Below are 12,860 nucleotides of genomic sequence, written 5' to 3' on the forward strand. Positions count from 1 at the left end.
GGGCGCGCTGGCCGGCGGCAGGGGTCAGCGCTTGCCGCCCAGCAGCCCGCCCAGCACCCCGCGCAGAATCTGCCGCCCCAGGCCGCTGGCCACGGTGCGGGCGGCGGTCTTGGCCATGGTCTGCACCAGGCCGTCGTACTGGCCGCCGCGCGGGCCGGTGCGGCCGAACAGCACCTCGTTGATGACGCTCTTCTCCTCGGCGGCCGGCGCGTCCTTGGCCGCGCCGGGGATGCGCGGGGTCTTGACGGCGGGCTTGCCCCCGGCTGCCTCGGCCGCTTCCTCGCCGCCACCGCCGGCGCGCCCGCGGAAAATTTCGAACGCGCTCTCGCGGTCCACCAGCTTCTCGTACGTGCCGGCCACCAGCGAGTCCTGGATCAGGGCGCGCCGCTGCTCGGGCGTGATGGGGCCGATCTGGCTGCCGGGCGGCACCACGTAGGCGCGCTCGGTTTCGCAGGGGCGGCCCTTGGTGTCGAGGAAGCTCACCAGGGCCTCGCCCACCGCGAGTTCGGTGATGGCGGCCTCGATGTCCAAGCCGGCCTTGGGCCGCATGGTCTGGGCGGTGGATTTCACCGCCTTCTGGTCGCGCGGCGTGAAGGCGCGCAGCGCGTGCTGCACGCGGTTGCCGAGCTGGCCGAGCACGCTGTCGGGGATGTCCAGCGGGTTCTGCGTCACGAAGTACACGCCCACGCCCTTGGAGCGCACCAGGCGCACCACGAGCTCGATGCGCTCGACCAGGACCTTGGGCGCTTCGTCGAACAGCAGGTGCGCCTCGTCGAAGAAGAACACCAGCTTGGGCTTGTCGGGGTCACCGATCTCGGGCAGGGTCTCGAACAGTTCCGAGAGCATCCACAGCAGGAAGGTGGCGTACAGGCGCGGCGCGTTGAGCAGCCTGTCGGCCGCGAGGATGTTGATCACCCCCTTGCCGTCCACGGTCTGCATGAAGTCGGCGATGTCGAGCATGGGCTCGCCGAAGAACTTGTCGCCCCCCTGCGATTCGACTTGCATCAGCCCGCGCTGGATGGCGCCGATGGAGGCGGCGCTGATGTTGCCGTACTCGGTGGTGAACTGCTTGGCGTTGTCGCCCACGTGCTGCAGCATGGCCCGCAGGTCCTTCATGTCGAGCAGCAGCAGGCCGTTGTCGTCGGCGATCTTGAAGATCAGGTTCAACACGCCGGACTGCGTGTCGTTCAGGTTCAGCATGCGCGCCAGCAGCAGCGGGCCCATGTCGCTGATGGTGGCGCGCACGGGGTGGCCCTGTTCGCCGAACACGTCCCACAGGGTGGTGGGGCATTCGGTGGGCTGGGGCAGTTCGATGCCGCGCTCGGCCAGCACGCCGGCCATCTTCTCGCCGATCTTGCCGGTCTGGCTGATGCCGCACAGGTCGCCCTTGACGTCGGCCATGAACACCGGCACGCCAATGCGCGAGAAGCCTTCGGCCATGGCCTGCAGCGTCACCGTCTTGCCCGTGCCGGTGGCGCCGGTGATGAGGCCGTGGCGGTTGGCCAGGCCGGGCAGCAGCTGGCAGGTGGTGTGGGCGTTCTTGGCGATCAGCAGGGGGTCGGCCATGGCGGGGTCCTGAGGGGGTGGGCGGGGCGCAAAGGGACGGGAAGGGGCGCAATCGTAAAATCGCGGGCTCATTAGATCAAAGCCAGCAGGCATTTCGAGGACTTCCCATGGCCGGACACAGCAAATGGGCGAACATCCAGCACCGCAAGGGGCGCCAGGACGAGAAGCGGGGGAAGATCTGGACCCGCGTGATCCGTGAAATCACGGTGGCCGCGCGCAGCGGCGGCGGCGACCCCGCCATGAACCCGCGCCTGCGCCTGGCCATCGAGAAGGCCAAGGCGGCCAACATGCCGGCCGACCGCATCAAGTACAACGTGGACAAGGCCTCGGGCACGCTGGAAGGCCTGTCGCTGGAGGAGATCCGCTACGAGGGCTATGGCATCGGCGGCGCGGCGGTGATCCTGGACACCATGACCGACAACCGCGTGCGCACCGTGGCCGAGGTGCGCCATGCCTTCAGCAAGTACGGCGGCAACCTGGGCACCGAAGGCTCGGTGGCCTTCCAGTTCAAGCACTGCGGCCAACTCATCTTCGCGCCCGGCACCTCGGAAGACGCGGTGATGGAGGTGGCGCTGGAGGCCGGCGCCGAGGACGTCATCACCGACGAGGACGGCGCCATCGAGGTGCTGACCGCGCCCGGCGACTTCGAGGCCGTGAAGGACGCGCTCGAAGCCAAGGGCCTCAAGCCCGAGATCGCCGAGGTGACCATGCGCGCCGAAAACACCGTGGCCCTGGCCGGCGAAGACGCCGCGCGCATGCAGAAGCTGCTGGACATCCTGGAAGACCTGGACGACGTGCAGAACGTCTACCACAACGCTGAAATCTCGGAATGAAGGTTCTTGTCATCGGCGGCGGCGGCCGCGAACACGCGCTCGCCTGGCGCCTGAAGCAGTCCGAGGGTGTGGACCAGGTGGTCGTGGCCCCCGGCAACGCCGGCACCGCGCGCGACCCGCAGCTCACCAACCTGCCCATCACCGACAAGGTGGCGCTGCGCGAATGGGTGCAGGCCAATGGGGTGGCGCTCACCGTGGTGGGCCCCGAGGCGCCGCTGGCGGCGGGCGTGGTGGACGAGTTCCGCGCGCACGGCCTGGCCATCTTCGGCCCCACGCAGAAGGCCGCGCAGCTGGAAAGCTCCAAGGCCTTCAGCAAGGCCTTCATGCAGCGCCACGGCATCCCCACGGCCGAGTACCAGGCCTTCACCGATCCGGTCCAGGCCCACGCCTACGTCGACGCAAAGGGCGCGCCCATCGTCGTCAAGGCCGACGGCCTGGCGGCCGGCAAGGGCGTGGTGGTGGCCATGACGGCGGCCGAGGCGCACGAGGCCATCGACTTCATGCTGTTGGACAACAAGCTCGGCGTGGCCCACAACGAAGGCGGCGCGCGCGTGGTCATCGAAGAGTTCCTGCAGGGCGAGGAAGCCAGCTTCATCGTGCTGTGCGACGGCGAGCACGCCCTGGCGCTGGCCACCAGCCAGGACCACAAGCGCCTGAAGGACGCCGACCAGGGTCCCAATACCGGCGGCATGGGGGCGTACTCGCCCGCGCCGGTGGTCACGCCGGCCGTGCACCGGCGGGCCATGGACGAGGTGATCCTGCCCACGCTGCGCGGCATGAAGGCCGACGGCATCCCCTACACCGGCTTTCTCTATGCGGGCCTCATGATCACGCCCGACGGTGCGGTCAAGACCCTGGAGTTCAACTGCCGCATGGGCGACCCCGAAACGCAGCCCATCATGATGCGGCTGCGCAGCAACTTCGCGCAGGTGCTGCTGGCCGCCACGCGCGGCGAACTCGATCGCGTGCAACTCGATTGGGACCCGCGTGTCGCGCTGGGCGTGGTAATGGCCGCGGCCGGATACCCGCTGGACCCGCGCAAGGGCGACGCCATCACCGGCCTGCCCGCCGACGAGGCCGACCGCATGGTGTTCCACGCCGGCACCGCGCAGGACGGTGCGGCGGTGCGGGTCTCTGGCGGGCGCGTGCTGTGCGTCACCGCACTGGCCGACTCGGTCGCGCAGGCGCAGCGCCGCGCCTATGAGGTGGTCGATGCGATCGCCTTCGACGGCATGCAATGCCGCCGCGACATCGGCTTTCGCGCGCTTTGATCGCCCCGGATCCGCACGGGCCCGTCCCGCTGCCGCCACCCCACGCGGTGCGCTTTCGCGGCTCCCGCCTGGCGCACGCGCTGCTGCGCCTGGCGGGCTGGCGCGTCGTCGAGGACGGCTTCCCGGCCCGCCAGGGCGTGGCCATCGTCTACCCGCACACCAGCAACTGGGATTTCGTGGTGGGCGTGTTGGCCAAATGGGCCATCGGCATTCCGGTGCGCTTTTGGGGCAAGGACACGCTGTTCGACGTGCCGCTGTTCGGCCGTTGGCTGCGCTGGCTCGGCGGCATCCCCATCGAGCGCCGTTCGCCGCGCGGCGCCGTGGGCGCCATGGTGCACACCATGCGCGAGGCCGTGGCGCGCGACGAACTGCTGTGGCTGGCGCTGTCGCCCGAGGGCACGCGACGGCGCACGCCGGGCTGGCGCAGCGGCTTCTACCGCGTGGCGCTGGACGCCGACGTGCCGCTGGCGCTGGTGGCCCTGGATTACAGTCGCCGGGAGGTGAGGGTGTGTGGCTTTCTGCGCCTGAGCGGCGACGCCGCGCGCGACTACGCCTGCCTGGCCGAGGCCTTCGCCGGGGTGCGTGGCCTGCGCCCCGCGCAGGCCAGCCCGGTGCAAGCCCTGCCCAAGCCTGATACGGTGTGAGCATGTCCGACAACCCGATCGCCAACGTCCGCGAATACCTCGTCGATCTGCAGGAGCGGATCACCTCCACCGTGGCCCTGGTCGACGGCGGCCAGTTCGTGGTGGACCGCTGGAAGAAAAAGCCCGGCGAGAAGCTCCAGGGCAGCGGCATCACCCAGATTCTGGAAGACGGCCCGGTGTTCGAGCGCGCGGGCTGCGGCTTCTCTCACGTGCGCGGGCGCCAGCTGCCGCCCTCGGCCACGCAGCACCGGCCCGAGCTGGCCGGCGCACCGTTCGAGGCCATGGGCGTGTCGCTGGTCTTTCACCCGCGCAACCCCTACGTGCCGACGGTGCACATGAACGTGCGCATGATCGCCGCCACGCCCAAGGGCGGCGCGCCCGTGTGCTGGTTTGGCGGCGGCATGGACCTCACGCCGTACTATGGTTTCGAGGACGACGCGCGGCATTTCCACCGCGCCTGCAAGGCCGCGCTCGACCCCTTCGGCGTCGACAAATACCCGCGCTTCAAGCGCTGGTGCGACGAGTACTTCTACCTGAAGCACCGCGATGAGCAGCGCGGCGTCGGCGGCGTCTTCTTCGACGACTTCTCCGAGCTCGGCTTCGACGGCAGCTTCGCCATGATGAGCTCGGTGGGCGACGCCTTCCTCGACGCCTACCTGCCCATCGTCGACCAGCGCAAGAACACCGCCTATGGCGAGCGCGAGCGCAGCTTCCAGCTCTACCGGCGCGGCCGCTACGTGGAGTTCAACCTGGTGTGGGACCGGGGCACGCACTTTGGCCTGCAGTCCGGCGGGCGCAGCGAGTCCATCCTGTTGTCCATGCCGCCGCTGGTGAGCTGGGCCTACAACCGCCAGACGAAGAAGGGCACGCCCGAGGACCGGCTCTACCGCGACTTCCTGGTGCGCCGGGACTGGGTCTGATGGCCGGTTCCGGTGCTCCGCTCCAGCGCGTCGGCATGTTCGGCGGCGCCTTCGATCCGCCGCACACCGCGCACCGCGCGCTGGCGCTGGCGGCGCTGGAGCAGCTCCGGCTGGACGCGTTGCACGTGATGCCCACCGGCCAGGCCTGGCACAAGGCGCGCACGCTGTCGCCGGCGCACCACCGCATCGCCATGTGCGAGCGCGCCTTCGGCGACCTGCCTCGGGCGCGCATCGACCGCCGCGAGACCGAGCGCCTGGGCCCCAGCTACACCGCCGACACGCTGGCGGAACTGCGCGCCGAGTATCCGCAGGCCACGCTGTACCTGGTGCTCGGCGCCGACCAGTTGCTCGCCTTCAAGTCCTGGGTGCGCTGGGAAGAGGTGCTGTCGCTGGCCACCCTGGCGGTGGCCAACCGGCCCACCGACATCGGCGCCCAGGCCCTGCGCGGCGACGCGCCGCTCATCGACCTCAGCCGCGTGGATCTGCCTTTCGTGCCGCTGCGCATGCCACTGCAGCACATCAGCGCCACCGCGCTGCGCGCCAAACTCGCCGCCGACCCGGCCGAGGGACCGCCGCTGGACCTGTTGGTCCCGGACGCGGTCGCAAGCTATATTTCACAGCACCACCTTTACCAGACCGCTTCATGACCAGCGAATCCGCCGCGAAGAAAGACATCCAGAAACTGCAAAGGGCCATCGTCGATGGCCTGGAGGACGTCAAGGGCCAGGACATCGTGGTCTTCAACACCGAGGAACTCTCGCCGCTGTTTGAGCGCGTGATCGTCGCCAGCGGTACCTCCAACCGGCAGACCAAGGCCCTGGCCGCCAGCGTGCGCGACGCGGTGCGCGAGGCCGGCTTCGACAAGCCGCGCATCGAGGGCGAGGACAACGGCGAATGGATCATCGTGGACTGCGGCCCGGCCGTGGCGCATGTGATGCAGCCCGCGATCCGCCAGTACTACCGGCTCGAGGAAATCTGGGGCGCCAAGCCCGTGCGCCTGACGTCGGCTGCGAAGAAGGCCGCCGCGGCGAAGAAGCCCGCCAAGCCGGCCGCTGAGCGCGCCGCCGAGGCCAAGCCGGTGTCGGCCAAGGCCGTGGCGCGCAAGGCCGCGGCCAAGGGCGCGAGCCGTGGCGCCACCCCGGCGGGCAAGGCCGCCCCGGCCAAGAAGGCGCCGGCCAAGAAAGCCGCGCCCAGCCGGGCCCCCGCCGCCAAGAAGGCGGCGCCCGCCAAGCCGCGCGCCGGCATGGCCAAGGTGGTGGTCAATGCCCCGGCGGCGAAGAAGAAGGCCTCGCCCAAGGCCGCCCCCTCGGCGGCCCGCAAGCCGGCCAGGCCCGCCGCCAAGAAGAAGGCATGAAGCTCGTGATCGTCGCGGTCGGGCAGAAGGTGCCCGACTGGGCCCAGACCGCCTACGACGATTACGCCAAACGCTTTCCCCCCGAGCTGCGCGTCGAGCTCAAGGCGGTCAAGACCGAGCCGCGCGGCTCCAAGACCACCGAGACCCTGTGGGCCGCCGAGCGCCAGCGCATCGAGGCGGCCATCCCGCGCGGGGCGCGCGTGGTCGCGCTCGACGAGCGCGGCACGCCGCTCACCACCCAGGCACTGGCCCAGCAGCTGCGTCAGTGGCAGCTGGGCGGGGACGACGTGGCCCTGGTGATCGGCGGGCCCGACGGCCTGGACCCGGCCTTTCGCGAGGCCGCGCACCAGCGCATCCGGCTGTCCGACCTGACCCTGCCGCACGCCATGGTGCGCGTGCTGCTCATCGAGCAGCTCTACCGGGCCTGGTCCATCAACGCGAACCACCCCTACCACCGCGAATGAAGCAACCAGGCCCCGGCGGCGAACCCTTTGTCTATCTGGCCTCCCAGAGCCCGCGCCGGCGCGAGCTGCTCACGCAGTGGGGCGTGCGCCACGAACCGCTGCTGCCCGACGCGGACGAGGACGCCGAGTCGCTGGAGGCCGCGCGGCCGAACGAGGCCCCCGCGCGTTATGTGCAGCGCGTCACCGCGCTCAAGCTGGAGGCCGCGCTCGCGCGCCTGAAGCGCCGCGGCCTGCCGCCGGCGCCCGTGCTGTGCGCCGACACCACCGTGGCCCTGGGCCGGCGCATCCTGGGCAAACCCGCCGACGCCGCCGAGGCACGGCGCATGCTGGCCGAACTGTCCGGCCGCACGCACCGCGTGCTCACGGCCGTGGCCGTGGGCCGGGGCGCGCGGCGCTGGGCCGCGCTCTCGACTTCCCTGGTGAGCTTCGACACGCTCACGCCGACGCAAATCCGCCGCTATGTCGAGGGCGGCGAGCCCATGGGCAAGGCCGGCGCCTACGCCATCCAGGGCCACGCGGGCCTGTGGGTGAGCCGCATCGCCGGCAGCCACACGGGCATCGTGGGCCTGCCCGCCTTTGAAACCGCCGGGCTGCTGCGCGCGGCCGGCCTTCCCATCCTCTGACGGGGCACAAGCCATGAACCAGGACATCCTGATCAACTGGTCTCCGCAGGAGACGCGCGTGGCGGTGGTGGAGCAGGGCGCCGTGCAGGAGGTGCACATCGAGCGCACGCTGGAGCGTGGGCTGGTGGGCAACATCTACCTGGGCAAGGTCTCGCGCGTGCTGCCGGGCATGCAGTCGGCCTTCCTGGACATCGGCCTGGACCGCGCGGCCTTCCTGCACGTGGCCGACCTGATGCCCAATATCCAGGCCAAGCACGCCACGCCGCGCGCGCCGGCCGACGCCGAACCGGCGCCAGCTGCGGGCGGTGCCGCGCCGGCCGCCGCGCCCAAGGTGCTGGCGCCCAACCCGGTGCTGCCGATCGAGAAGCAGATCTTCGAAGGCCAGGCCCTGATGGTGCAGGTGCTCAAGGACCCGATCGGCACCAAGGGCGCGCGGCTGACGGCCCAGATCAGCATCGCGGGCCGACTGCTGGTGTTCCTGCCGCAGGACAACCACATCGGCGTGTCGCAGAAGATCCCCGCCGCCCAGCGCGAGGCCTTGCGCCAGCGCCTGCTGGCCCTCACCGCCACCGCCGACGGCAGCCCGGCGGGCGGCTTCATCCTGCGCACCAACGCCGAAGACGCCGACGACGAGGAACTGGCCGACGACGTCGCCTATCTGCGCAAGACCTGGCTGCGCATCAAGGAGGCCGCGCTGCGCCAGCCGCCGGCCTCTCTGCTGCACGAGGACCTGAACCTCATGCAGCGGGTGCTGCGCGACCTGTCGGGCGCCGGCACGCAGTCCATCCGCATCGACTCGCGCGAGCAGTTCGGCCTGATGCAGGGCTTCGCTGGCGAGTTCATGCCCGACACGGTGGCCAAGCTGCAGCACTACAGCGGCGAACGGCCAATCTTCGATCTGTTCAACGTGGACGAGGAGATCGTGCGCGCCCTGGGCCGGCGGGTGGAGCTCAAGTCGGGCGGCTACCTGGTCATCGACCAGACCGAGGCCCTGACCACGGTGGACGTGAACACCGGCGGCTTCGTGGGCGCGCGCAACTTCGACGACACGGTGTTCCGCACCAACCTGGAGGCCGCGCAGGCCATCGCGCGCCAGCTGCGGCTGCGCAACCTGGGCGGCATCGTCATCGTGGACTTCATCGACATGACGCGCGACGACCACCGAGAGGCGGTGCTGGCCGAGTTCCGCAAGCAGCTCGCGCGCGACCGGGTCAAGACCATGACCGGTGGCTTTTCGCAGTTGGGCCTGGTGGAGATGACGCGCAAGCGCACGCGCGAATCGTTGGCCCACATGCTCAGCGAGCCCTGCGAGGCCTGCGGCGGCAAGGGCGCGGTGAAGACGCCGCGCAGCGTGTGCTACGACATCCTGCGCGAGATCCTGCGCGAGGCCCGCGCCTTCAACCCGCGCGAGTTCCGCGTGGTGGCCTCGCCCAAGGTGGTGGAGCTGTTCCTCGACGATGAGCGCGCGCACCTGGCGGGCCTGTCGGAGTTCATCGGCAAGCCGATCTCGCTGCAGAGCGAGAGCTCGATGACGCAGGAGCAGTACGACATCGTCCTGATGTGAGCCTTCAGCCGCCCGCCGCCGGCCAGTAGTGGCTGTCCGGCAGCGCACGCGCCCCGAAGATGGCCTGCCCGACCCGCACCACGGTGGCGCCTTCTTCGATCGCGATCTCGAAATCGCCCGACATGCCCATGGACAGCGCCTCCAGGTCGATGCCCGCGGGCGCGTCCTGGCGCAGCCGATCGCGCAGTTCGCGCAGCAACACGAAGCAGCGCCGCACACGCTGCGCCTCGGACGACAACAGCGCCAGCGTCATCAGGCCGCGCACGCGCAGCGCCGCGAAGGCCGGCAGGGCCCGCAGGAAGGCCGGCACCTCATCGGGCGCCAGGCCGTACTTGCTGGCCTCGCCCGAGGTGTTGACCTGCACGAACACGTCCAGCGAACGGCCTTCCAGTTGCAGGCGGCGGTCCAGCGCCTCGGCCACGCGCAGGCTGTCCAGGGCCTGGAACTCGCTGGCGAAGCGCGCCACCAGCTTGGCCTTGTTGGTCTGCAGGTGGCCGATGACGGACCAGCGCAGACCGGCCAGGTCCTGCGTGCGCTCCCACTTGCCCAGGGCCTCCTGCACCTTGTTCTCGCCCAGCAGGCGGCAGCCCACCGCGTGGGCCAGGCGCACGCGTTCCACGGGCTGGGTCTTGCTGACGGGCAGCAGGCGCACCTCGGCGGGGTCGCGCCCCACGCGCCGGCAGGCCGCGGCGATGCGCGCCTGCACCTCGTCGAGGTGGCGGCGCAGGTCGGCCTCCGTCAGGGCCTGGGGGTAGCGGCCGTGCCGGTCGTGCCGGGTGGGGGTGGCGGGCGTTGGCGTCGTCATCAGGGCCTCGCTGCCTTGTCCGCCAGCGCCGTGCGCGCCGGCCGCCCCGGCCAGTGGCCGTGCAGCGCCGCGTGCGCGGCCAGTCCGATCACCAGGCCCCAGAAGGCGCCGCCGATGCCGAACAGGCTGATGTTGGCGGCCGCCGCCAGGAAGGTGATCAGCGAGGCCTCGCGCGTGCGGGCGTCGGCCAGGGCGCCGGCCAGGCTGGCGCCAATGGTGCCCAGCAGCGCCAGGCCCGCCAGCGTGGTGATGAAGGTGGCCGGCAAGGCCATGAATGCGGCGGCCAGCGTCACCCCGAACACGCCCACCAGCACATAGAACAGGCCCGCGGCGATGCCGGCGATCCAGCGCTTGGACGGGTCTTCGTGCGCCTCGCGGCCGGTGCAGATGGCCGCCGTGATCGCCGCGAGGTTGAAGGCGTGCGAGCCGAAGGGCGCCATCAGCAGCGAACCCAGCCCGGTGGCGCCCACGATGGGATCGGCGCGGCTCTTGAAGCCGTCGTTGCGCAGCACCAGCATGCCCGGCATGTACTGGCCGGTGAGGGTGATCAGGAACAGCGGCAGCGCCACGCTGAGCAGGGCGTTGAGCGTGAACTCGGGCGGCGTGAACACCGGCGCGGCGAAGCGCAGCGCCAGCCCCGAGAGATCGACGCGGTTCTGCGCCAGCAGGAAAGCCAATCCCAGGGCCAGGATGCCCACCACGGCGTAGCGCGCCGTGATCCGCTTGAGCAGCACATAGGCCACGATCAGCAGGCCGGCCAGCGTGGGGTCCACGCTCAGGCCGCCCAGGGCCTTGATGCCAAAGGGCAGCAGGATGCCGGCGAGCAGGCCGGCGGCCACCCCGGGCGGGATCAGGCGGATGAGCCGCTCGAACCAGCCCGACAGGCCCAGCACCACGAAGGCGGCGGCCGACACCAGGTAGGCCGCGATGGCCTGCGGGTAGGGCGTGGTGGCCAGGGCTGTCACCAGGAAGGCCGCGGCCGGCGTGGACCAGGCGGTGATGATGGGCTCGCGCGAGCGCCAGCTCAGCAGCAGGCCGGTCACGCCCACGCCGATGGACACCGACCAGACCCAGGAGGCCGTCTGGGCCGCGCTCAGTCCCGCCACCTGGGCGGCCTGAAACACCAGGATGAAGGTGCCGCCATAGTTGACGATGACCGAGACCAGCCCGGCGACGACCGGGTGGGGCAGGTCGCTCCAGCGAAGGGGCGTGGGGGAGGGGGTGGAAGGCATGGGGGTGTTGTAGAGTGAAAATGGTCGGATATCTCCGGCCATTTTTCTGACGTTACCCAGACCAATTGTTCAAACACGCCCTGCTCGAATCGGTCAAGGCCGGCGTCGCCGATCCGGCGCGGGCCGCCTTGCCCCTGCACGCGCGCGTGCAGCGCGCCGTGCGCCAGCTCATCCTCGACGGCGCGCTGGAGGCCGGCCGGCCTTTGCCGGCCTCGCGCGCGCTGGCCCGGTCGCTGGGGGTGTCGCGCGACACGGTCGAGGCCGCGTACGGCCAGCTGCACGCGGAAGGCTTCATCGAGCGGCGCGTGGGCCGCGGCAGCGCCGTGTCGGCGCGGGCCCGGGGCCTGGGGGCGCGCGCTCCCGCGGGGCGCCCATCCGCCCACCCGGGGGAGGCGCGCCTGAGCCGGCGCGGCGCCGCCCTGTTCCAGGGCGGTGGCGTGCGGGACTTTGTCGCGCCGCGTGCCTTCGCGCCCGGCGTGCCGGAGGTCCGGGCCTTTCCGCTGGCCACCTGGGAGCGGCTGGAGCGCCAGGTGCTGAAGGCGCACGGTGCGGCGGCCCTGCTGCACAGCCCCCCGCAGGGCATGGAGGCGCTGCGCCGGGCCATCGCGGCCTACGTGAATCTGGAGCGCGGCGCGCGCGCCACGCCCGAGCGCGTGCTGGTGCTGACCAGCTCCCAGCAGGCGCTGAGCCTGTGCGCCACCGTGCTGCTGGACGCCGGCGAGCGCATCGTCGTCGAGGACCCCATGTACCACGGCGCGCGCAAGGCCTTCGAGGCCGCCGGCCTGGCCTGCGTGCCGGTGCCGCTGGACGCCGAGGGCATGCGGGTGGACCTGCTGCAGCAGGCGGCGCCGCTGGCGCGGGCGGTGTTCCTGACGCCGTCCCACCAGTTCCCGAGCGGGGCCACGCTGTCGCTGGACCGGCGGCTGGCCGCCATCGAATGGGCGCGCCAGCAGCAGGCCTGGATCATCGAGGACGACTACGACAGCGAATTCCACTACGCCGGCCGGCCCACGGCCTGCGTGCAGGGGCTCGATCCGCACGAGCGCACCGTCTACATCGGCACCTTCACCAAGTCGTTGTTCCCGGGGCTACGCATCGGCTACATGGTGCTGCCGCCGTCGCTGGTGGCTCCCATGACGGTGGCGCGCACGCTGCTGGACGGGCACAGCGCGCCGATCCCGCAGCTCACGCTGGCCCGCTTCATCGAAGGCGGCCACTTCGGCGCGCACGTGCGCACCATGCGCGCCGTCTACGCCGAGCGGCGCGACGCGCTGGCGCGCCTGGTGCGCCAGCACCTGGCCGGCCTGGTGGAGCCCCGGGTGCCGGACGGCGGCCTGCAGATGCCCTGCGTGCTGGTCTGCGGCGTCCCCGAGCGCGAGGCCGTGGACGCGGCCCGCCGCGCGGGCATCGACCTGCTCGGGTTGACGGCCTTGCACGCCTCGCCCGGCGGGCACGAGGCGGGCTTCCTCATGGGCTTCGCGGCCCACGCGCCGGGCGAACTGGAGGTCGCCGTGCGGCGGCTCGCCAGGGTGCTGCGCGCGCTGGCGCGCTGAGGGCAGGGGCGATCGATCGCGCCCGGCGCGG

The 12,860-nt window shown here is 71.4% G+C and carries 13 protein-coding genes; 10 read left to right on the top strand and 3 right to left on the bottom strand.

The window, feature by feature from the left end; genetic code table 11:
* Positions 1-24: 24 nt before the first annotated feature.
* Entirely contained in the window at positions 25-1,566 is a 1,542-nt protein-coding gene (locus SOM08_RS13980) for a helicase HerA-like domain-containing protein (protein ID WP_322469132.1), read from the bottom strand.
* A gap of 107 nt (positions 1,567-1,673) precedes the next feature.
* Here SOM08_RS13980 and SOM08_RS13985 point away from each other — a divergent pair, with 107 nt between their 5' ends.
* Genes SOM08_RS13985 through SOM08_RS14025 form a run of 9 tightly spaced genes read left to right on the top strand, consistent with a single transcriptional unit; the run spans position 1,674 to position 9,239 of the window.
* The gene (locus SOM08_RS13985) at positions 1,674-2,399 is read left to right on the top strand and encodes a YebC/PmpR family DNA-binding transcriptional regulator (protein WP_070398304.1); all 726 of its coding nucleotides are present in this window, start codon (positions 1,674-1,676) and stop codon (positions 2,397-2,399) included.
* Positions 2,396-3,670: a phosphoribosylamine--glycine ligase gene (purD, locus tag SOM08_RS13990; protein WP_116957225.1), complete on the top strand. Its 1,275-nt coding sequence runs from the start codon at positions 2,396-2,398 to the stop codon at positions 3,668-3,670. The genes SOM08_RS13985 and purD overlap by 4 nt, the downstream gene beginning before the upstream one ends.
* Positions 3,667-4,314 carry a 1-acyl-sn-glycerol-3-phosphate acyltransferase gene (locus SOM08_RS13995; RefSeq protein WP_322469133.1) on the top strand — a complete coding sequence of 216 codons (648 nt, stop codon included), beginning with the start codon at positions 3,667-3,669 and terminating at the stop codon, positions 4,312-4,314. The genes purD and SOM08_RS13995 overlap by 4 nt, the downstream gene beginning before the upstream one ends.
* Before the next feature lie 2 nt (positions 4,315-4,316).
* Complete coding sequence (gene hemF, locus SOM08_RS14000; RefSeq protein WP_070398306.1) at positions 4,317-5,234, top strand: oxygen-dependent coproporphyrinogen oxidase; 918 nt, start codon at positions 4,317-4,319, stop codon at positions 5,232-5,234.
* Positions 5,234-5,881 carry a nicotinate (nicotinamide) nucleotide adenylyltransferase gene (gene nadD, locus SOM08_RS14005; RefSeq protein ID WP_116957226.1) on the top strand — a complete coding sequence of 216 codons (648 nt, stop codon included), beginning with the start codon at positions 5,234-5,236 and terminating at the stop codon, positions 5,879-5,881. The genes hemF and nadD overlap by 1 nt, the downstream gene beginning before the upstream one ends.
* Complete coding sequence (rsfS, locus tag SOM08_RS14010; protein ID WP_116957227.1) at positions 5,878-6,588, top strand: ribosome silencing factor; 711 nt, start codon at positions 5,878-5,880, stop codon at positions 6,586-6,588. The genes nadD and rsfS overlap by 4 nt, the downstream gene beginning before the upstream one ends.
* Positions 6,585-7,052 (top strand): 23S rRNA (pseudouridine(1915)-N(3))-methyltransferase RlmH, encoded by a 468-nt coding sequence (rlmH, locus tag SOM08_RS14015; protein ID WP_070398309.1) that lies wholly within the window; start codon positions 6,585-6,587, stop codon positions 7,050-7,052. The genes rsfS and rlmH overlap by 4 nt, the downstream gene beginning before the upstream one ends.
* On the top strand, positions 7,049-7,675 hold the full coding sequence (locus SOM08_RS14020; RefSeq protein ID WP_322469134.1) for a Maf family protein: 627 nt from the start codon (positions 7,049-7,051) through the stop codon (positions 7,673-7,675). Before rlmH ends, SOM08_RS14020 begins: the two co-directional genes overlap by 4 nt.
* 13 nt (positions 7,676-7,688) lie before the next feature.
* A complete protein-coding gene (locus tag SOM08_RS14025) occupies positions 7,689-9,239 on the top strand; it encodes an Rne/Rng family ribonuclease (protein ID WP_322469135.1) in 1,551 nt (516 codons plus the stop codon).
* A gap of 4 nt (positions 9,240-9,243) precedes the next feature.
* On the opposite strand, the gene SOM08_RS14030 is transcribed toward SOM08_RS14025, so the two are convergent.
* The gene (locus tag SOM08_RS14030; protein WP_322469136.1) at positions 9,244-10,044 is read right to left on the bottom strand and encodes a YggS family pyridoxal phosphate-dependent enzyme; all 801 of its coding nucleotides are present in this window, start codon (positions 10,042-10,044) and stop codon (positions 9,244-9,246) included.
* Positions 10,044-11,276 carry a benzoate/H(+) symporter BenE family transporter gene (locus SOM08_RS14035; RefSeq protein WP_116957231.1) on the bottom strand — a complete coding sequence of 411 codons (1,233 nt, stop codon included), beginning with the start codon at positions 11,274-11,276 and terminating at the stop codon, positions 10,044-10,046. The genes SOM08_RS14030 and SOM08_RS14035 overlap by 1 nt, the downstream gene beginning before the upstream one ends.
* Positions 11,277-11,341: 65 nt before the next feature.
* Between SOM08_RS14035 and SOM08_RS14040 the strand changes: the two genes are divergently transcribed.
* On the top strand, positions 11,342-12,829 hold the full coding sequence (locus SOM08_RS14040) for a PLP-dependent aminotransferase family protein (RefSeq protein WP_322469137.1): 1,488 nt from the start codon (positions 11,342-11,344) through the stop codon (positions 12,827-12,829).
* Positions 12,830-12,860 lie beyond the last annotated feature (31 nt).

Source organism: Hydrogenophaga sp. SNF1 (genome assembly GCF_034421675.1).
GTDB classification, from domain to species: Bacteria; Pseudomonadota; Gammaproteobacteria; order Burkholderiales; family Burkholderiaceae_C; genus Hydrogenophaga; species Hydrogenophaga borbori.